The sequence below is a fragment of the Candidatus Caldatribacterium sp. SIUC1 genome, assembly GCF_051549785.1.
GTDB lineage: Bacteria > Atribacterota > Atribacteria > Atribacterales > Caldatribacteriaceae > Caldatribacterium.
In genome coordinates, this window is record NZ_CP189974.1 from 815,845 (window position 1) to 833,713 (window position 17,869).

Below are 17,869 nucleotides of genomic sequence, written 5' to 3' on the forward strand. Positions count from 1 at the left end.
CTTGGAAAAACCCCTGGAAATTCGATGGCATGGCCGGGGAGGGCAGGGAGTCGTCACCGCCTCTCGCATCCTTGCCGATGCCCTGCTGCGGGAAGGGAAGTACTTCCAGGCTTTCCCCGAGTACGGTCCTGAACGAATGGGTGCTCCGGTGAAGGCATACAACCGGGTGAGTAGTACCCCGATTCGCATTCACTCAGGAGTCACGAATCCTGAAATGGTCGTGGTGGTGGATCCCACGCTTCTTGGAACCGTGGACGTCCTTGAGGGTCTTGCCGAAAACGGAACGGTGGTGGCCAATTTCCCCGGGACCCCGGGAGATTTGCGGAATCTCCTCCATTTTCCCTCCGGAACGGTTGTGGTGGTGGACGCTTCCCGGATTTCTCGGGAAATCCTCGGGCGGGTGGTGGTGAACACTCCGATTCTTGGGGCGCTCTGTCGGGTTTTGCCGGAAGTGAAGCTCGAGAACGTCCTTGAGGCCGTAAAGGCGCAGTTTGGGGAGAAACTCCGGGCAGAGGTGGTGGAGAAAAACCTCGCCTGTTTACGAAGAGCGTATGAGGAGGCGCAAGTAGGATGAGCAAACTCAAGAGCTGGAAGGAACTCCCTCCAGGTGGGCTTATCCTTGAAGCGGGGAACGCTCGTACTTACAAAACCGGCGACTGGAGGACCGAGCGGCCCCAGGTGGACAAGGCAAAATGCATCAACTGTTTCTTCTGCTGGGCATACTGCCCCGATGCTTCGGTGATCGTCGATGCCGACCGGGGGACGATGGAAGGCTTTGATTACGACCACTGCAAGGGCTGTGGCATCTGTGCGAGTGTTTGCCCCAAGCAGGCGATCACCATGATTCCGGAACGATAGAAAGCGAGGGAGGTTCAGTGAGCAAGGTCCTTGGTTTGAATGGGAATGCCGCGGCGGCTCACGCCATGCGCCAGATCAACCCTCACGTCGTTGCCGCCTATCCCATCACCCCGCAAACGGACTGTGTGGAACGCTTTGCCGAGTTCGTCAGCGAGGGTCTTGTGGACACCGAGTTCGTGACGGTGGAGAGCGAACACAGCGCGCTGAGCGCTTGCATCGGTGCGGCGGCGGCTGGTGGCCGGGTGATGACGGCGACGTCCTCTCAGGGGCTGGCTCTTATGTGGGAGATGCTCTACATCGCCGCAAGCATGCGCCTGCCCATTGTCATGATGGTGGTGAACCGGGCACTTTCAGGGAACATCAACATCCACTGCGATCACTCCGATACCATGGGGGCCCGGGATGCGGGGTGGATTCAGCTCTTTTCGGAAAACGCCCAGGAAGTGTACGACAACATGGTTCAGGCGGTGAGGATTGCAGAGGACATGAGGGTCCGGCTCCCGGTGATGGTCACCCAGGACGGGTTCATCATCAGCCACGCTGTGGAGCGGGTGGAGTTGCTTGACGACGAGGAAGTGAGGAATTTCGTAGGACCGTACAGGCCTCTGTACCCCCTCCTTGACGTTCGCAATCCGGTCACCTATGGTCCTCTGGACCTTTTCGATTACTACTTCGAGCACAAACGCTCCGAAATCGAGGCCATCGATAGCTGTCTTCCGGTCATCGAAGAGGTCGGAAAGGAGTTTGGGAAGCTCTCTGGAAGGTCCTATGGACTTCTTGAAGAGTACAGACTCGAGGATGCGGAGTACGCAGTGGTGGCTTTAGGTTCAACCTGCGGCACCGCTAAAGAGGCGGTGGACCGGCTGCGAGACCGGGGGAAGAAGGTCGGGCTTTTGAAAATCCGCTGTTTCCGGCCGTTCCCCAAAGACGAGGTCATTCGTGCCCTGGCACCGCGAAAAGGCGTTGCGGTGTTAGACCGTTCGGTCGTCCTTGGTGGTTTTGGTGGGCCGGTGTTCACCGAAATTCGATCCGCTCTTTACGACCTTCCATCTCGACCGCTGGTCATCGACTTCTACTACGGCCTTGGAGGTCGAGACATTTACGTCGAGGACATCGAGAGGGCCTTTGCCCGCATTGAGGAAGTTGTTCGGGTGGGACGGGTAGAGAAACACATCGACTATCTCGGTTTGAGGGAGTAGGAGGGTGACGACTATGCCAACCCTGAAGGAACTGGCGAAGCGGCCGGAACGGCTCACCCCAGGCCACCGGCTCTGTGCGGGGTGTGGAGCGCCCATTGCGGTGCGTCTCATCCTTGCGGCCGCGGATAAACCGGTGGTGGCGGCGAACGCCACGGGGTGCCTTGAGGTTTCAACGAGCATTTTCCCCTATACTGCCTGGAACATTCCCTGGATTCACAGCGCCTTTGAGAACGTGGCGGCTACTATTGCCGGTGTTGAAAGCATGTACCAGGCCAGGCGCAAGAGGGGAGAGATTGAGGAGGAAATCTACTTTGTTGCCTTTGGAGGGGACGGAGGGACCTACGACATCGGGCTTCAGGCGCTTTCTGGAGCTTTAGAGCGGGGACACCGTTTCCTCTACGTCTGCTACAATAACGAAGCCTATATGAATACGGGCATTCAGCGCTCCAGTGCCACACCCCTTGGGGCCTGGACGACCACAAGCCCTGTGGGAAGGGTGCTCCCGGGGAAGACCCAGTGGCGGAAGAACCTTACTGAAATTGTTGCCGCTCACGGTATTCCCTATGTAGCCCAGTCGGTGGCTTCGAACTGGCGGGATCTTGTCACCAAGGCAGAGAAGGCGTTCCACACCGATGGGCCGTCGTTCATCAATGTCCTTGCTTCATGCAACCGGGGCTGGCGCCATGAGCCCTCAGAGACTTTGAAGATTATGCAGCTTGCAGTGGACTGTTGCATCTGGCCACTCTATGAGGTGGAGCATGGGGTGTACCGGCTCACGTATAAACCCAAGGAGAAAAAGCCGGTGGAAGAGTGGTTGAGAATCCAGGGGAGGTTCCGTCATCTCCTGGCACCGGAAAACCGTCGCCTCGTTGAGGCCTTCCAGCGCTATGTTGATGAGGAGTGGGAACGTCTCCTGAAAAAGTGCGGGGAGGCGTGAGGCAAAAAGGGGTGGGATGTCTCCACCCCTTTTTGCCTTTTCCGAAGAAGCGCTGAATCCCCCGGTGTCCCGCATGATATGAACCCATACAGGGACTTGACAGAGGATACCGCGTATGGTACATTGACATCGATGACATCACAGGGTGTGGGATGCCCAATGTCGTCACAAGCGAGGGGAAGAAGGGCTTTCAGGTTTATCCTTCCGGCTTTGCTGTGCATGCTTTTTGTCCACGTCATCCCCATTTTCTGGGGTGCCTACATCGCCTTCATCGACCTTGATATCTACACCATTACTCGATGGATGCAGGCTCCCTTTGTGGGGTTGCGCAATTTCCTCACGGTATTCTCTCCGGCAACCGATGTGGGTATTCGGTACCTGCGCTCGATCTGGAATGTGGTATACTTTGGCCTTATCACCATCCCTGCGGGGTACTTTATCGGCCTTCTTGTGGCATTGCTCCTCAACCGGAAATTCTTTGGCCGGACGCTGGTGCGGGGGCTCATTCTTCTGCCGTACATCACCCCGGATTCTGTGGCCTACAACGTCTGGCGGTTCATTTTCCAGGCTCGCATCGGTATTGTCAACAAGTACCTTCTCGCTCTGGGTCTTATCGAAGAGCCGATTATCTGGCTTGTGGGGGACCGGGCCATTTACGCCGTGATGATTGCAAGCGTCTGGAAGGGCTGGCCTTTCGCCTGTCTCGTCCTCCTTGCGGGATTACAGAGCATTCCTCAGGAACTCTATGAGGCGGCGAAAATCGATGGGGCATCTCCTTTTGGGCTCTTCCGTTTTGTGACCTTTCCCATGCTTCGTCCGGTGAGTGCCACACTGCTTCTGCTTTCGGCCATCTGGAACTTCCACGCCTTCAACCAGTTCTACATCCTCCTTGGAACCGATCCGGGGAAGGCTCACGTACCATCGACGTTCATCCTCCAGGAAGCCTTCACCAACTTCCATTTCGGGCAGGGTGCGGCAATGTCCGTGTTCCTCACGGTGGTGGTGCTTTTGATGACCGTGGCCATTCTCCGGGTCCGGAAAAGGGGTGAGGAGTGGTGAGGCTCACCTTTCGGGCTATTCTGGGGAGAATCCTCTTTGGCCTGGCGGTTTTCCTCGTACTTGCCGGTGTTCTCATTCCTTACCTCTGGATGGTTTCAGGGTCCTTCAAGACCACCCTCGAGATTCAGTCGGCCGATGTTCTGAAGCCAGAGCTCTCACCCCGCTGGTTCCCCCGGAAGTTCACTTGGGAGAACTACCTTCGGGTGAACCGGACGGTACGGATGCTCGATTACTTCAGAAACAGCATCATTATCAGCGTGGGAACCATGGTGTTTTCGGTGGGCATCAGCCTCTTTGCCGCCTATGCGCTCTCCCGCTTCACCTTCTCCTGGAAAAGGACGTATACCCTTGCAGTGCTTTCCACGCAGATGTTCCCCGGGATATCCTTCCTCATCCCGTATTTCATGATGTTCGTCCTCATCAGACACTACCTCGGACTCCCTATGCAGAACACCTACTGGGGAATGATTTTCACCTACACGTCCTTTGCTCTTCCCTTCTCCATCCTCATGTTGCGAAACTTCCTGGACTCCATCCCCCGGGAGATTGACGAGCAGGCTCAGATTGATGGATGTACCCCTGCGGGGGCGCTTTTGCGGGTTATCCTGCCTCTTGCAAAACCCGGTATTGCCGCCGTGGGTATTTACTCCTTCATCATGGCCTGGAACGAGGTGCTCTTTGCCACCGTTTTGACCGGCCGGGAGACGAAAACCGTTGCGCTGGGGCTTCTTGAGTACATCACAGCGCAGCAGGCCCGCTGGGCGGGTATGATGGCTGCTTGTATTCTCGTTTCCATTCCTGTGCTTGTTCTCTTCAGCCTCATGCAACGGTACATCATTGAGGGACTTGTGGCGGGAGCAACCAAAGGGTGAAGGGGGTGAGAGCAGGGTTTGGTCTGAGGATATGGGAACCTTCGGATGCTCTCCACGACTCGACAAAAACGAAAGGAGGAGGGAGCAATGCGCAAGTCGTGGATGCTTGTTGTGGTTTTTCTTTGGGCGGTATTGACATCGGTGACAGCACTGGGGAAGGGGACGATCACCTTCTGGCTCATGCCCAATGCTCCGGATGAAACACACATCCCCTGGCTGGAGGAGAAGGCTAAAGCATTCGAAGCCCAAACCGGATACAAGGTCAACTTTGAGGTCATCGGCTGGGGAGAGGCGTGGCAGAAGATTTCTGTTGCTCTGGCGTCACAGACCGGGCCCGATGTCTTCCAGGTTGGCACCACCTGGAATCCCCAGTTTGCGGCGACCGGGGGGCTTGAGAAGCTCGACCTTGCCGAGTTCGGTGGTGCCGATGCCTTCATGAAGGCCAACTACATCTCCACCACCTACAAGGGCGAAAGCTACGGTGTGCCCTGGTTTGCTGAGACCCGTTGTCTTTTCTACAACAAGGACATGTTCGCCAAAGCAGGGGTACAGCCTCCAGCAACGTACGAGGAGCTCAAAGTGGTGGGGAAGAAAATCGTGGAGACTTTCGGTGAGGGTTCGGCCATTGCCATTGCCGGAACGAACGCCTGGGACCTCCTGCACAACTGGGCCATTGTGCTCTGGGCTTACGGTGGCGATCTCCTCACCCCTGACAACAAACAGGCGGCTTTCAATGGTGAAGCAGGAGTTACGGCCATGAAGTGGTATGCCAGTCTCATCCTTGACGGCCTTGCCGCCAAAGCCTGCGCAGAGTACAACCAGCCCCAGGCCGATGCTGCGTTCATCAACGGCAATGTGGCCATGTGCTTCATGGGTCCCTGGAATATTGCCGGCATCGAGCAGGAGAATCCTGATCTCCCCTATGACGTGGTGGAGCCTCCCGCCGGTCCGGTGAAGCGGGCTTCCTTCTCGGGAGGGAGTAACCTCGTCATCCTCAAGGGGAGCCCCAACAAAGACGCGGCCAGGGAATGGATCAAGTTCCTCCTCAGCAAGGAGAACCTTGTGGACTACACCAAGAACCTCTCCCACATGCTCCCGGCAAAAATCGAGGCCTTTGAAGATCCCTACTACGATACCGGCGTGTGGCAAGTCTTCAAAAAGACCCTGGGGTACGCCACGGCCTACCCGCCTCTTGCAGTGTGGGGAGACATTGAGAATGCCGTGGTCCGGGAGTTCCGGAATATCCTCACTGCCGTGGCCAGCGGCCAGTACTCCGAGGACACGGTGAAGCTCTACCTCGACAAAGCCGCTGAAAAGGTGAACGAGGCCCTTGCCAGGGAACAGTGATTGGCAAGACAGGGGGGCAGGTCCCTGCCCCCCTCTGGAGAGTCTTGAGGGTCGGAGAAATGGAAAAGTTCGGCATTGCTGTAATCGTGTGCTTTCTCTTTTGTACCTTCGCTGAGGCTTCGGTGGTGGTCACGGCTGCGGGGGAGCACCGGTATCCCTGGGCTCCCCTTGATCTGGACGGCGATGGTCAAATCGAGTGGATCCTTGAGGGAAACCTTTGGAACGTATACTCTGCCGATGGTCAGGTGACCATGGCCTGGGATGACAAGACGCTTTCTGTGTCGATTCGTCTTGCCGATATCGTTCAGGAACAGCCCTCCGGTTGGGTGAATGGGTATCCGGAAATCTGGTACGGGGCAAAAGTCTGGAACACGCTTGGACCGGCACTTGATGGTCCTGTACCCCTCCCTCAGAAACTTCGAGATCTCCGTGATATTTCCGTAACGGTGGAGTACGAGGTCCGCAGGCTTGACCCTCATCTCCCGTATAATCTGTGTTTGGAGACCTGGCTCACTAAGGACACGGAGCGGGGTCGGGCGGTACGGAGTGACGAGGTCGAGGTCATGATATGGCTTGATTACCAGAATATGCGGGGAGCCGGGACTTTGGTTGGTCAAACGACGGTTGGTGGAAGGGTGTACGATGTGTGGTATGAAGAACGCTGTGGGAGCGGAGGATGGGAATATTTCGCCTTCGTACCCAGAGACCCTTCTCCTTGTGGGGCAGTCACGATCTGGTGGGGACCGTTTCTCCAGGAGGCCATGAAGTACTCTCGCAGGTCCAACTGGCCAGACCTGTACTTCACAAGCATTGAGCTTGGCAGTGAGTTTGGTGCACCGCATTACCTCAGGCGCAATGACCTTGATTGGGAAGTACGATCTTTCGTTATTTCCTATGGTCAGAGAAACATTCTGGGAGTAGAGACACGGTAAGCTTTTGGAATCTCTGAAAAAAGAGGGGAGAGGAATATGGCGACGCTATACGACGTGGCGAAACTTGCAGGAGTGTCTCCAAAGACCGTTTCTCGAGTCCTCAACGAGAGCCATCTGGTGGCCGAAGAGACGCGAAAGCGCGTCTGGGAAGCCATCCGGAAGCTCGATTACCATCCCAATGTCATGGCCTCCTCCCTGAAGAAGAAACGTTCCAATAACATCGGGTTCGTCGTTCCTTACGGGTCCGACTTTGTCTTCCACGACCTCAACATGATGGAGCAGCTTCGGGGAGTGCACGATGCAGTGACTCAGGAGGGGTACAATCTCCTTGTTTCCGTTCCGCTCAGCAAGAAAGACTCCCATCAGGAAGCCTTAAGACTTCTGAAAAAGCGCAGCGTCGATGGAGTAATTCTCTACCCCTCGGCAGGAATTGACCCCATCATTGCAGAGTTTGACGCCAAGTCCCTGCGCTATGTGACGCTGGGAATGTACTCGGAGCGCCAGGAGACGAATTTTGTGGAGATCAACGTCTTCCCCGGGGCCTATCTTGCCACGCAGTTTCTCCTTGCCCAGGGACATCAGGTGATTGGCCTCATCACAAGGCCCAAGAGCTTTTTCAACTATCCGAAGGAAGACCTCTACGTTCAAGGGTACCGGAAGGCTCTCAAGGAAGCAGGAGTGGAGTTTCGTCCTGAACTTGTGCGGGAAGGAGATTTTACCTTCGAGGGAGGATACAGGGAGTGCCTTCTTTTGAAGCGGACACACCCCGAAATGACCGCGCTCATCTGTGCCAGTGACCCAATGACTTACGGAGCTATTCGGGCCCTGGAATCCCTTGGGCTCCAGGTGGGGAAAGACGTAGAGGTCGTTGCGGGGGATAACCTCCCCCTTACGCAGAAGCTCTTCCCCTTCCTTTCTGCTATCGTCAACCCCTCTTATGAGCAGGGTTTCCAGGCTGCCAAAATGCTCATTGCCATTATCCAGGACGGACAGGATACTCCAGGAGTTTTCCTGGATGCCGGGTTTGTCGTTCGGGGGTATTCTCGGGAAGAATAACAGAGGAGACAGGATGTTTTTCCGCCATCGCCAGGTCCCAAATCCTCAAGAGGGGGTAGGCATCGGGGACGAGGCTCTTCCTCGTTGTCCGCTCGCGGCGGAGATCTTCCCCGTGAGGGCAGGACGTTACCTCGTCATGAGGAGGTCCACGTACCCAGGGATCTGCTGCGGGGCGAACAGAGCCTCAAGACTTCATACATGGTGGAATCTGGCGATTTTCCTGCGGGACCTGCCCAAAGGAGAAACCCCGTCGAGACCAGCGGTCTTAAGGGGAAGGGGAAATACGAGAAGAGAACGTTGCGAGAAGATTCAAAAAAGATTCTGGAGCCGGCGATCCGACTTGAACGGACAACCTGCGGATTACGATTCCGCTGCTCTGCCATTGAGCTACACCGGCTCCGAAAATATTGTAGCGAAGCGCCTTCCGACAGTCAAGGCCTCTCCGTGAAGACCACGAATCCGCTGCTCGTGCATGGCGGGATTGGCTGGAGGGAGACGCTTCGCCTTGTACAACCCAAAGCCTGGGAAACTTCGGACTTCCACGTTTTAAGGGGAACCCAAACCTTGCCCGTAGAAAAGGGAATCCTACAGCGTGCGTGGCATCCTTTTTTCAAGCCGGTTTCGCAGGGTGATGGAGAGGGCATTGAGGCTTAAGGTAATGGCTAAAAGCACGATGATCCCTGCAGCAGCGTTGGCGTGAAAGGCTTTCTGGGGACGGGAAACCCAGTTGAAAATCTGGATGGGCAGGGTAGTGAAGGGAGAGAGGACACTCCGGGGGAGGAAGGCGACGTAAGTCAGTGCCCCGATCATGATGAGCGGTGCGGCTTCACCGATGGCTCTGGAGACCGTAAGGATAATCCCGGTGAGGATTCCAGGGAAAGCAACGGGGAGAATCTGGTCCTTGAGGGCCTGCCATCGGGTGGCCCCGAGGGCCAGAGCAGCTTCCCAGAGCGATTGAGGAACGGCTCGCAAACTCTCCCGGGTGGAGACGATGACGATGGGGAGCACAAGAAGAGCCAGGGTTAAGGCTCCGGTGAGGAGACTCCGTCCCAGCTGCAGGGCACGGGCGAAGAGCTCAAGGCCAAGCATGCCGTAGATGATGGAGGGGACACCTCCTAAGGTGGCGATGCTCGCCTCAATGGCGGCACTCAGGCGATTCTTGGGGGCATACACCTCAAGGTACACGGCGCTGCCCACCCCCAGGGGGATGGCAAAAAGGACGGTCAACACGGTGACGTAGACGCTCCCCACCATAGCGGGAAGAACACCGGCCTCTTCGGGCTTGCGGGAAGGGAAGCTCGTGAGGAATTTCAAGTTCAGGCGGGGAAGGCCGTCGAGGAAAGCGTCGATGATCAGGGTGAAGAGCACGATGAGGGAAAAGAGGAGTGCCAGGGCGGCAAGAACCAGGAACACCTTTTCCTTCTGTCTTTTCCAGGCAAGGAGTATGTCCGTGCTCAGAGTGCTTTTCACTGGTACACCTCCCGGAATCGCTGACGGAGTCTTCGGGCAATGAGGTTGAGGAAGAACGTGAAGAGGAAGAGCACAAGGCCCACGGCGAAAATCGTCTGGTACTCAAGAGTCCCGGCAGGAACATCACCCAGGCTCACCGTGGCAATGAAGGCAGTCATGGTCATGATGGGGACAAGGGGGTTGAGGGTGAGTTGGGGCATGGAACCGGCGGCGATGGTGACGAGCATGGTTTCCCCAATGGCTCGGGACAGAGCAAGGATAAACGAAGCAGTGATACCCGAGAACGCTGCAGGGAAAACGATTTTTGTGGCGACCTCGAACTTCGTCGAGCCCAGGGCGTACCCGGCCTCCCGGAGGCTCTGAGGAACGGCGTGCATGGCGTCCTCGCTGAGAGAAGACACCAGGGGCAAAATCATGATGCCCATGACGATTCCAGGAGAGAGGGCATTAAACCCGGCAAGAGAAGGGATAATCCTTTTGAGGAGAGGAGTGACGAAGAGCAGGGCGAAGTACCCGTAGACCACAGTGGGGACTCCTGCCAGAACCTCAAGGATGGGCTTACAGATGCTCCTCGTCCTTGGGGTGGCGTACTCGCTGAGGAAAATGGCGATGAGAATCCCCAGGGGTGCGGCAACGAGAATGGCGATACCTGTAGTGAGGAGCGTTCCGCAAAGGAGCGGCAGGATGCCAAAGTGTTTCTCGTAGAAGAGGGGGGTCCACTGGGTGTCGGTGAGAAAGGAGAGTACATTGACTTTCCGGAAAAACAAAGCAGATTCGAAAAAGAGCATTCCGATAATACCCAGGGTGGTGAAAATGGCCACGAGACTGAAGACGAAAAAGAGATGCCGCACAAAAGCCTCTTCTTTTTTCGCTCGCCGCAGTACCCGCTGTGTTTCCTTCACAGGACCTCACTCGCTTTGCGGGCCCGCTTCGTACGAAGCGGGCCCGCTCCTCTTCTACTGGGCTTCTTTTTTCAGGAGTTCCTCTATGGAGACTCCTACCGTGGCGCCGTGCCCTCCAAAGACCGAACCGGTGACACGTTTTCTGAAACGTTCAAGGGCGAGCTCGTAGGCTTTCTCTGGGAGAGGGACGTAACCGACTTCTTCTACGAGGTCTTTGGCGTGCTCGAGGTAAAAGGTGATGAACTTCTCAACTTCATCACGATCGGCGCTTTTCCGATTGACGTAGATGAAGAGAGGCCGGCTCAGGGGCTTGTACGCCCCATTCTTGACGTTCTCCGGTGTGGGAGCCACAGGGCCCTGGCCACTGTCGATGGGAACGGCTTTCAGGATATCCTGATTCTCGAGGTAGTACGCAAGGCCAAAGTACCCCAGAGCGTACTCATCCTGGGCAACTCCCTGGACCAGGACGTTGTCGTCCTCGCTGGCCACGTAATCACCCCGGCTTTTCTTTGCCTCGCCAACGATGGCCTCGGTAAAGTACTCAAAGGTTCCGGAGTCTACTCCTGGGCCGAAAAGGGTGATGGGTTTCTCCGGCCATCCGGGGCGGATGTCGCTCCAGCGAACCTGTTTCCCCTGGGCTTCGGGTTCCCAGATTTTCTTGAGCTCTTCCACGGTGAGGTGGTCCACCCAGGTGTTTTTGGGATTCACCACTACGGCAATACCATCGAAAGCAACGGGGAGCTCGATGAACTCAATGCCGTTCTGCTGGCAGGCCTCGATTTCCGAGGCTTTGATAGGACGGGAAGCGTCGTTGATGTCCGTTTCTCCCCGGACAAACCGCTTGAAGCCACCGCCTGTACCGGAAATTCCCACCGTGACTTTAACGTCCTGATGCACCTTCTGGAATTCCTCGGCCACGGCCTCGGTGATGGGATAGACGGTGCTTGAGCCGTCGACGGCGATGATTTTCTCCGCTGCCAGGGCGCCAAAAGAGATGAGCAGGACACAGGCAAAAAGACCCAAGACCAGGAACTGCTTCACTTTCACTTCGCTCACTCCTTTCTCGATTCTACGTCCATTATGGAAGCCAAAAAACACACGAGGGCAAAACGCAGGTTAAAGTTCTGTTAAAAATCTGTAATATCCCTGTGTCAAGGAACACACTCCCTATTCTGGCTTATCCTGGAAAGGTTACCGATGTGTGCTGCGCCCTGGTCTTTCCCCATCTGTACCAAAAGTAGAGTTCTCCCCTGCTCAAGCCTTGGGAATAGCCCCTGGGGGAGAAGGAGACTCGTCCTTCGTTTTGTGAGCATCCTGCGCAGGATGCTCCAGAAAAACCGTTCATCTCCAGGGCTCTGCGATACCTTTTCAACTGGTACAAGAATTTTTTCCACCGGTATCTTGACTTTTTCTTGTTTTAGAATTATTCTTAAACTGTACAAAATACGGGGAGGTGAGGATCGTCAAATTCGCCGAAGATCTGAAAGAGCTTCTGCGGTCCCGGGGTGTGCGTCCCTCGTACGTGCGGCTGAAGGTACTGCAGTACCTCCTTACGGAAAAAACTCACCCCACGGCCGAGGAAATATACCAGGCTCTGATCTCCGAAATCCCCACGCTTTCTCGCGCTTCGGTCTATAACGCCCTTGCGGTACTTTCTGAGGCCGGGGTCGTTCAGGCCCTTACCATCGAACGCCACGAGGGTCGGTATGATGCAAAGACCGAGGAACACGGGCATTTCCAGTGCGAGGTATGCGGGAGGGTGTACGATTTCGCCGTGGATTTTAGGTTCCTGCGCCACGAAGCGCTTGAGGGTTTTCTGGTGAAAAGGCGAGACCTGTACTTTCGGGGAATCTGCCCCGAATGTCAGAAAGGAGGAGAATCTCATGGAACATCTGGGTAGGATGCCTCTTCTTGGTGAGCGGTTTCCCGAGATGGAAGTCAAAACCACCCACGGGATGAAGAAGCTCCCCGACGATTACGCCGGGAAATGGTTCGTGCTCTTCAGCCATCCTGGAGACTTCACTCCGGTGTGTACCACCGAATTCGTGGCCTTCGCCAAAAAGGCCGAAGCGTTCCGGGCCCTGAACACTGAGCTCATCGGACTTTCTGTAGACCAGGTCTTTGCCCACATCAAGTGGACGGAGTGGATTCGGGAGAAACTCGGTGTGCCCATTCCCTTCCCAATCATTGCCGATGAGCTTGGACGGGTGGCCCAGGCTCTCGGGATGATCCACCCTGGGAAGGGGACGAATACCGTCCGGGCGGTGTTCATCGTGGACGATAAGGGCATCCTCCGGCTCGTCATGTACTACCCGCAGGAAGTCGGGCGAAGCGTTGATGAGATTCTTCGGGCTCTAAAGGCGCTTCAGGTCTCCGATGCCCATAAGGTGGCTCTTCCTGAGAACTGGCCGAATAACGAACTCCTCGGGGATAAGGTTATCATCCCGCCAGCAGGAACGGAAGACCTTGCCCGGGAACGCCTGGAGGCGGCCAAGAGAGGAGAGCTTGAGTGCTTCGACTGGTGGTTCTGCTGTAAGAAACTGTAACAAGGGGGTTCGTTATGGCGCGCGTGGCGCGGGAAATGGTGGAGAAAACGGGCATCAACGTGGATCAGCTTGTGGAGCTCCTTGTGAAGAATGCCGCAGCGGAATTGACCACGTACTATTACTACACCATCCTGCGGTGTAACCTCATCGGCCTTGATGGTGAGACCATCAAGGAAATCGCAGAGGTTGCCCGTATTGAGGACCGCAACCACTTTGAGGCACTGGTCCCAAGAATTTACGAACTCGGCGGGTCGCTCCCAAAGGATATGAAGGCATTCCACGACATTTCGGGCTGTCCTCCGGCGTACCTTCCGGCGAAAATCGAGACCGTTGGGGATATCCTCAAGGTGCTCGTTGAGGCGGAACGCTGTGCGGTTCGCCAGTACACCTATATCTGCAACCTCACCGCCGGAAAAGACCACCGCACGTACGACCTGGCGCTCTCCATTCTCCATGAGGAGATTGAGCACGAATCCTGGTTCTCGGAGTTCCTGGGGGAGGGGCCTTCAGGCCACTTCATGCGGCGAGGGGAAACCTCTCCCTTTGTGTCCAAGTTCCTGAAATGAAACGCAGGGGGCCGACAGGGCCCCCTTTTGAATGCTTCCCATGAAGCGGTTCACCCGCGCTGAGCTTCGGTACTACGATGGAAGAGAGGGAAGGCCTACCTACGTGGCCTTTGGAGGAAAGGTCTACGACGTCTCCTCGAGTTTCCTCTGGAAAGGGGGTCGTCACCAGGTGCTGCACAGCGCCGGAGAGGACCTCACCGAAGCACTGCAGGAAGCCCCTCATGGGGCAGAGCTTCTTGAGAGGTTCCCCGTGGTGGGGGAGCTCGTAGAGGAATAGGTTCTCCTTGCCCCCAAAGTGTCCTCAGGATATAATGGCCTCAGCATGGTACGATATGTTCTGAGGCGGTTGCTTTTTACTATTCCTGTTCTCTTCGGCATTTCTCTTGTGGTCTTCCTCGTGGTGCGCCTGGCTCCGGGGGATCCGGCGAAGGTCATGGCAGGGGAACACGCCTCTTTGGAGTTCATCGAGGCGGTGCGTGTCCGGTGGGGCCTGGACCGTCCTCTGTACGTTCAGTACGGCATCTGGCTTTCGCGTGCGCTGCGAGGGGATCTCGGGCTCTCCATCGCCACAAAGGCCCCCGTGCTCCAGGAGGTTCTGGAGCGTTTTCCTGCTACGCTCGAGCTCTCCCTTGTAGCCATGGTGTTTGCCGCGGTTTTCGGGATGGCTGCAGGGATCCTCTCCGCGGTGCGGCAGTACTCGCTCTTCGATTACCTTGCCATGGTTGGGGCGCTCATCGGGATTTCGGTTCCGGTGTTCTGGCTTGGCCTTATGCTCATGCTCTTTTTCGGGCTCTACCTTGACCTTTTGCCCATCTCAGGGCGCCTTGACCCCGGGATCACTCTTCGGACCATCACGGGGCTCTACCTCCTTGATGCGCTCCTGACCCGAAACGGCAAGGCCTTCGTGAATGCCCTTGCGCATCTTGTGCTCCCAGGGATTGCTCTTGGCACCATCCCCATGGCGCTCATCGCCCGCATGACCCGCTCGGCCATGCTTGAAGTTATCCGTCAGGATTTCATCCGCACAGAACGGGCGAAAGGCCTTCCGGAGCGGCTGGTCATCTACCGCCATGCGTTGCGGAATGCTCTCATCCCCATTGTGACAGTCATCGGCATGGAGTTCGGGCTGCTCCTTGGAGGAGCCATCCTCACCGAGACGATTTTCGCCTGGCCGGGCCTTGGGCGGTACACGGTGGATGCGGTGTACGCCAGAGACTACCCGGCCATCCAGGGGGCGGTGCTTTTTATTGCCTGTGTCTTTGTGGTTGTGAACCTTGTGACGGATATTCTCTATGCCTATATCAATCCGAGGATACGGTACCGGTGAGGAGCATCGAGGACATCGCTGAAACCCTTCGTTTGCTGTGCCGGAATCGGGCTGCTCTTGCGGGCCTTGTCATCCTTGGGGTCTACGTTTTCGTTGCCCTTTTCCCCTGGCTTCTTGCTCCCAACGACCCTCTCAAACGCGACCTTGCGCTCCGGTACCGTCCGGGGTTCTGGGCGGGGAAGGAGTTCGCCCGTTTCCCTTTGGGAACGGATTACCTCGGGCGGTGTGTGCTCTCCCGTATTCTCTGGGGGACCAGGACTTCCCTTCTTGTCGGCGTGATTGCCGTGTCGATTTCTACAGGCCTTGGAATGTTCCTCGGGCTTCTTTCCGGGTATTTCGGCGGATGGGTGGATATGGTCCTCATGCGAGTGGTGGATGTGCTCTTCGCTTTCCCGAGCATTCTCCTGGCCATCACCATTATGGCTGCTTTAGGTCCGGGGCTTGAGAAGGCGATGATCGCCATAGGCATCGTCTACACCCCTCAGATGGCGAGGGTAGTCCGGAGCGTTACCCTGGTCATCCGGGAGATGGAGTTCATCGAAGCCGAACGGGCGCTTGGGGCGAGCCACGCCCGAATGCTCCTCCACCACATCCTCCCAAACACCCTGCCCCCGGTTGTAGTGTACGCCACGCTAAGTGTGGCTGGAGCCATTCTCGATGCCGCCGCTTTGGGGTTTCTGGGGCTTGGGGCCATGCCACCAGCGCCCGAGTGGGGGGCAATGCTCTCAGGAAGCCACAAAGCCCTGACCTCGGGAGCCTGGTGGGCGGTGGCCTTTCCGGGACTGGCCATCATGATGGCGGTTTTGGGGCTGAACCTTCTTGGGGACGGCATGCGGGACCTTCTTGATCCTCGCCTCCGGATGTAGCGATGAAGCCGGTACTCCTCCAGGTTGAAAACCTAAAGACGTACATCGCCACGCACCGGGGAGTTGTGCGGGCTGTTGACGGGGTGAGTTTTGAAATCTTCGAAGAGGAAACCCTTGGTCTTGTGGGGGAGTCGGGGTGTGGCAAGAGCATGACGGCACTTTCGATCCTCAAACTCTACCCCAGACCTCAGGGGAGGATTGTGGAAGGAAAGATTGTCTTCGAAGGGGAAGACCTGGTGCAGAAAGATGAAGAGGAGATGCTGAAAATCCGGGGGAAGCGGATCTCCATGATTTTCCAGGAACCCATGACCTCTCTTGACCCCGTGTTCCCGATTGGGGAAGGTATTGTGGAAGTCCTCATGCTCCACCAGGGGCTTTCACGAAGCGAAGCCCAAAGGGAAGCTGTACGACTTTTGCGGATGGTGCGCATTCCCGAACCGGAAAAACGTGTACACCAGTATCCCCACCAGCTCTCCGGAGGCATGCGCCAGCGGGTTATGATTGCCCAGGCGCTGGCATGTCGACCAAAGCTCCTCATTGCCGATGAACCCACAACGGCCCTTGATGTCACGGTTCAAGCGCAGATTCTTGAGCTCATCAGAACGCTCAAGGAGGAGACGAAAACTGCCGTGCTCCTCATCACCCATGATCTTGGCGTTGTGGCCGAGCACTGTGAACGGGTTGCCGTCATGTACGCTGGGAAAATCGTGGAGAAGGCCGATGTTCTGTCACTTTTTGCCCGACCTCTCCACCCCTATACCCGGGCCCTTCTTGGGGCCCTTCCCCGTGCCGATGGCAAAAAGCAGCGTCTTGAAGCCATTCCCGGAACGGTTCCTGATTTGCTCTCCCCACCTCCGGGTTGTCGTTTCCATCCTCGCTGCCAGAGGCGCATTGCTCCCTGTTTTGCGGAGGAGCCCCCGCTTCGGGAAGTGGAGAAAGGACACGAAGTGGCATGCCACCTCTTGTAGAGGTTGTGGATCTCAGGAAGCAGTTCGTTCTCTCTGGGAATCGGTGGGGGGAGAAGCTCACGGTTGACGCTGTAAGCGGAGTATCCCTGACGATTTTTCAGGGGGAGACCCTGGGGCTTGTGGGAGAAACGGGCTGTGGGAAGAGCACCCTTGCCCGGTGTATCCTTCGTCTTGTGGAACCGACGGGAGGGCGAGTGCTGTTTGAGGGGAAGGACATCCTGAGTCTCTCTTCACGGGATTTCCATCCTTATCGTCGTCGCATGCAGATGGTGTTCCAGGACCCCTTTGCTTCCCTGAATCCTCGGAAAACGGTGTTTGCCATTCTCGAAGAGCCACTCATCATCCACGGAGAGCGCAATCCGAGGATCCGGAAGGAGAAGGTGGAGGCCATTGCCGAGCGCGTGGGACTTGACGTACGTCTTTTACGGAATTACCCCCACGAGTTCTCAGGAGGGCAGAGACAGCGCATTGGCATTGCCCGGGCACTCATCCTTGAGCCCGAGTTTGTGGTGTGCGACGAACCGGTGTCGGCCCTTGACGTCTCCATTCGGGCGCAGATTCTCAATTTGCTCTGCGACCTTCAGGAGAGCCTGCGCCTTTCGTACCTTTTCATTGCCCACGACCTGAGTGTTGTGCGGTACATCTCCCACCGGGTTGCCGTGATGTACCTGGGGAAAATCGTCGAGATTGCCCCCTGTGAGGAGCTGTTCGCCAATCCCCTTCATCCCTACACCCGGGCGCTCCTTGCCGCCCTTCCGGTTCCTGACCCTTCGCGTCCTCGGAAGCGAATGCTCCTTGAGGGTGACCCTCCGAGTCCTCTTCGTCCTCCCTCCGGATGCCGCTTCCATACTCGCTGCCCGGAACGGATGGACATCTGCGCGGTGTACCCGCCGGGGGCGTTCTTTCTCAACCCAGAGCATGTGGTGTTCTGCCATCTCTATGGAGGATGGGAAATGGTATAATG

At 56.7% G+C, this 17,869-nt stretch carries 20 protein-coding genes and 1 tRNA gene; 17 read left to right on the plus strand and 4 right to left on the minus strand.

Annotation, left to right across the window (positions count from 1 at the left end):
* Window position 1: 1 nt before the first annotated feature.
* The 9 genes from ACP6EK_RS04105 to ACP6EK_RS04145 all read left to right on the plus strand — a co-directional run bounded on the left by ACP6EK_RS04105 (window position 2) and on the right by ACP6EK_RS04145 (window position 8,260).
* A complete protein-coding gene (locus ACP6EK_RS04105) occupies window positions 2-574 on the plus strand; it encodes a 2-oxoacid:acceptor oxidoreductase family protein (RefSeq protein ID WP_438318280.1) in 573 nt (190 codons plus the stop codon).
* Window positions 571-858 carry a 4Fe-4S dicluster-binding protein gene (locus ACP6EK_RS04110; RefSeq protein ID WP_438318283.1) on the plus strand — a complete coding sequence of 96 codons (288 nt, stop codon included), beginning with the start codon at window positions 571-573 and terminating at the stop codon, window positions 856-858. The genes ACP6EK_RS04105 and ACP6EK_RS04110 overlap by 4 nt, the downstream gene beginning before the upstream one ends.
* 17 nt (window positions 859-875) lie before the next feature.
* Entirely contained in the window at window positions 876-2,057 is a 1,182-nt protein-coding gene (locus ACP6EK_RS04115) for a transketolase C-terminal domain-containing protein (protein WP_438318286.1), read from the plus strand.
* A 13-nt stretch (window positions 2,058-2,070) separates the two neighbouring features.
* The gene (locus ACP6EK_RS04120) at window positions 2,071-2,994 is read left to right on the plus strand and encodes a thiamine pyrophosphate-dependent enzyme (RefSeq protein WP_438318289.1); all 924 of its coding nucleotides are present in this window, start codon (window positions 2,071-2,073) and stop codon (window positions 2,992-2,994) included.
* Between the two features lie 159 nt (window positions 2,995-3,153).
* On the plus strand, window positions 3,154-4,053 hold the full coding sequence (locus ACP6EK_RS04125) for a carbohydrate ABC transporter permease (protein WP_438318292.1): 900 nt from the start codon (window positions 3,154-3,156) through the stop codon (window positions 4,051-4,053).
* Window positions 4,050-4,925 (plus strand): carbohydrate ABC transporter permease, encoded by an 876-nt coding sequence (locus ACP6EK_RS04130; protein WP_438318295.1) that lies wholly within the window; start codon window positions 4,050-4,052, stop codon window positions 4,923-4,925. The genes ACP6EK_RS04125 and ACP6EK_RS04130 overlap by 4 nt, the downstream gene beginning before the upstream one ends.
* Window positions 4,926-5,012: 87 nt before the next feature.
* Complete coding sequence (locus ACP6EK_RS04135; RefSeq protein WP_438318297.1) at window positions 5,013-6,272, plus strand: sugar ABC transporter substrate-binding protein; 1,260 nt, start codon at window positions 5,013-5,015, stop codon at window positions 6,270-6,272.
* Between the two features lie 59 nt (window positions 6,273-6,331).
* Entirely contained in the window at window positions 6,332-7,204 is an 873-nt protein-coding gene (locus ACP6EK_RS04140) for a GH12 family glycosyl hydrolase domain-containing protein (RefSeq protein WP_438318300.1), read from the plus strand.
* Between the two features lie 36 nt (window positions 7,205-7,240).
* Complete coding sequence (locus ACP6EK_RS04145) at window positions 7,241-8,260, plus strand: LacI family DNA-binding transcriptional regulator (protein ID WP_438318303.1); 1,020 nt, start codon at window positions 7,241-7,243, stop codon at window positions 8,258-8,260.
* A 322-nt stretch (window positions 8,261-8,582) separates the two neighbouring features.
* Here ACP6EK_RS04145 and ACP6EK_RS04150 read toward each other — a convergent pair.
* From ACP6EK_RS04150 to ACP6EK_RS04165, 4 genes are all read right to left on the minus strand, one after another.
* Window positions 8,583-8,657 (minus strand) — tRNA-Thr (locus ACP6EK_RS04150).
* Between the two features lie 188 nt (window positions 8,658-8,845).
* Window positions 8,846-9,730 (minus strand): phosphate ABC transporter permease PstA, encoded by an 885-nt coding sequence (gene pstA, locus ACP6EK_RS04155; RefSeq protein WP_438318306.1) that lies wholly within the window; start codon window positions 9,728-9,730, stop codon window positions 8,846-8,848.
* Window positions 9,727-10,632, minus strand: coding sequence for a phosphate ABC transporter permease subunit PstC (gene pstC / locus ACP6EK_RS04160; protein ID WP_438318308.1), 906 nt, complete (start codon window positions 10,630-10,632; stop codon window positions 9,727-9,729). The genes pstA and pstC overlap by 4 nt, the downstream gene beginning before the upstream one ends.
* A 54-nt stretch (window positions 10,633-10,686) precedes the next feature.
* Window positions 10,687-11,679 (minus strand): PstS family phosphate ABC transporter substrate-binding protein, encoded by a 993-nt coding sequence (locus tag ACP6EK_RS04165; RefSeq protein ID WP_438318311.1) that lies wholly within the window; start codon window positions 11,677-11,679, stop codon window positions 10,687-10,689.
* 406 nt (window positions 11,680-12,085) lie between these two features.
* Here ACP6EK_RS04165 and ACP6EK_RS04170 point away from each other — a divergent pair, with 406 nt between their 5' ends.
* The 8 genes from ACP6EK_RS04170 to ACP6EK_RS04205 are packed head-to-tail and all read left to right on the plus strand — an operon-like array spanning window position 12,086 to window position 17,867.
* Window positions 12,086-12,532, plus strand: coding sequence for a Fur family transcriptional regulator (locus tag ACP6EK_RS04170; RefSeq protein WP_438318314.1), 447 nt, complete (start codon window positions 12,086-12,088; stop codon window positions 12,530-12,532).
* Window positions 12,516-13,178, plus strand: a complete 663-nt coding sequence (locus tag ACP6EK_RS04175; protein ID WP_438318317.1) for a peroxiredoxin — start codon at window positions 12,516-12,518, stop codon at window positions 13,176-13,178. The genes ACP6EK_RS04170 and ACP6EK_RS04175 overlap by 17 nt, the downstream gene beginning before the upstream one ends.
* A 14-nt stretch (window positions 13,179-13,192) precedes the next feature.
* Window positions 13,193-13,744, plus strand: coding sequence for a DNA protection during starvation protein (gene dps, locus ACP6EK_RS04180; protein ID WP_438318320.1), 552 nt, complete (start codon window positions 13,193-13,195; stop codon window positions 13,742-13,744).
* A 40-nt stretch (window positions 13,745-13,784) separates the two neighbouring features.
* Entirely contained in the window at window positions 13,785-14,021 is a 237-nt protein-coding gene (locus tag ACP6EK_RS04185; protein ID WP_438318323.1) for a cytochrome b5 domain-containing protein, read from the plus strand.
* Between the two features lie 45 nt (window positions 14,022-14,066).
* A complete protein-coding gene (locus tag ACP6EK_RS04190; protein ID WP_438318326.1) occupies window positions 14,067-15,071 on the plus strand; it encodes an ABC transporter permease in 1,005 nt (334 codons plus the stop codon).
* Complete coding sequence (locus ACP6EK_RS04195; protein ID WP_438318328.1) at window positions 15,068-15,937, plus strand: ABC transporter permease; 870 nt, start codon at window positions 15,068-15,070, stop codon at window positions 15,935-15,937. The genes ACP6EK_RS04190 and ACP6EK_RS04195 overlap by 4 nt, the downstream gene beginning before the upstream one ends.
* A 2-nt stretch (window positions 15,938-15,939) precedes the next feature.
* Complete coding sequence (locus ACP6EK_RS04200; protein ID WP_438318331.1) at window positions 15,940-16,905, plus strand: ABC transporter ATP-binding protein; 966 nt, start codon at window positions 15,940-15,942, stop codon at window positions 16,903-16,905.
* Window positions 16,890-17,867 (plus strand): ABC transporter ATP-binding protein, encoded by a 978-nt coding sequence (locus tag ACP6EK_RS04205; protein WP_438318334.1) that lies wholly within the window; start codon window positions 16,890-16,892, stop codon window positions 17,865-17,867. The genes ACP6EK_RS04200 and ACP6EK_RS04205 overlap by 16 nt, the downstream gene beginning before the upstream one ends.
* Window positions 17,868-17,869: the final 2 nt, after the last annotated feature.

Bases quoted from the DNA above. Each gene is read 5' to 3' on its own strand.
- ACP6EK_RS04135 (WP_438318297.1), top strand. From the start codon at position 5,013: ATGCGCAAGTCGTGGATGCTTGTTGTGGTTTTTCTTTGGGCGGTATTG.
- ACP6EK_RS04205 (WP_438318334.1), top strand. From the start codon at position 16,890: ATGCCACCTCTTGTAGAGGTTGTGGATCTCAGGAAGCAGTTCGTTCTC.
- ACP6EK_RS04185 (WP_438318323.1), top strand. From the start codon at position 13,785: ATGAAGCGGTTCACCCGCGCTGAGCTTCGGTACTACGATGGAAGAGAG.
- ACP6EK_RS04145 (WP_438318303.1), top strand. From the start codon at position 7,241: ATGGCGACGCTATACGACGTGGCGAAACTTGCAGGAGTGTCTCCAAAG.
- ACP6EK_RS04175 (WP_438318317.1), top strand. From the start codon at position 12,516: ATGGAACATCTGGGTAGGATGCCTCTTCTTGGTGAGCGGTTTCCCGAG.
- ACP6EK_RS04120 (WP_438318289.1), top strand. From the start codon at position 2,071: ATGCCAACCCTGAAGGAACTGGCGAAGCGGCCGGAACGGCTCACCCCA.
- ACP6EK_RS04140 (WP_438318300.1), top strand. From the start codon at position 6,332: ATGGAAAAGTTCGGCATTGCTGTAATCGTGTGCTTTCTCTTTTGTACC.
- ACP6EK_RS04190 (WP_438318326.1), top strand. From the start codon at position 14,067: ATGGTACGATATGTTCTGAGGCGGTTGCTTTTTACTATTCCTGTTCTC.
- dps (WP_438318320.1), top strand. From the start codon at position 13,193: ATGGCGCGCGTGGCGCGGGAAATGGTGGAGAAAACGGGCATCAACGTG.
- ACP6EK_RS04125 (WP_438318292.1), top strand. From the start codon at position 3,154: ATGTCGTCACAAGCGAGGGGAAGAAGGGCTTTCAGGTTTATCCTTCCG.
- ACP6EK_RS04110 (WP_438318283.1), top strand. From the start codon at position 571: ATGAGCAAACTCAAGAGCTGGAAGGAACTCCCTCCAGGTGGGCTTATC.
- ACP6EK_RS04200 (WP_438318331.1), top strand. From the start codon at position 15,940: ATGAAGCCGGTACTCCTCCAGGTTGAAAACCTAAAGACGTACATCGCC.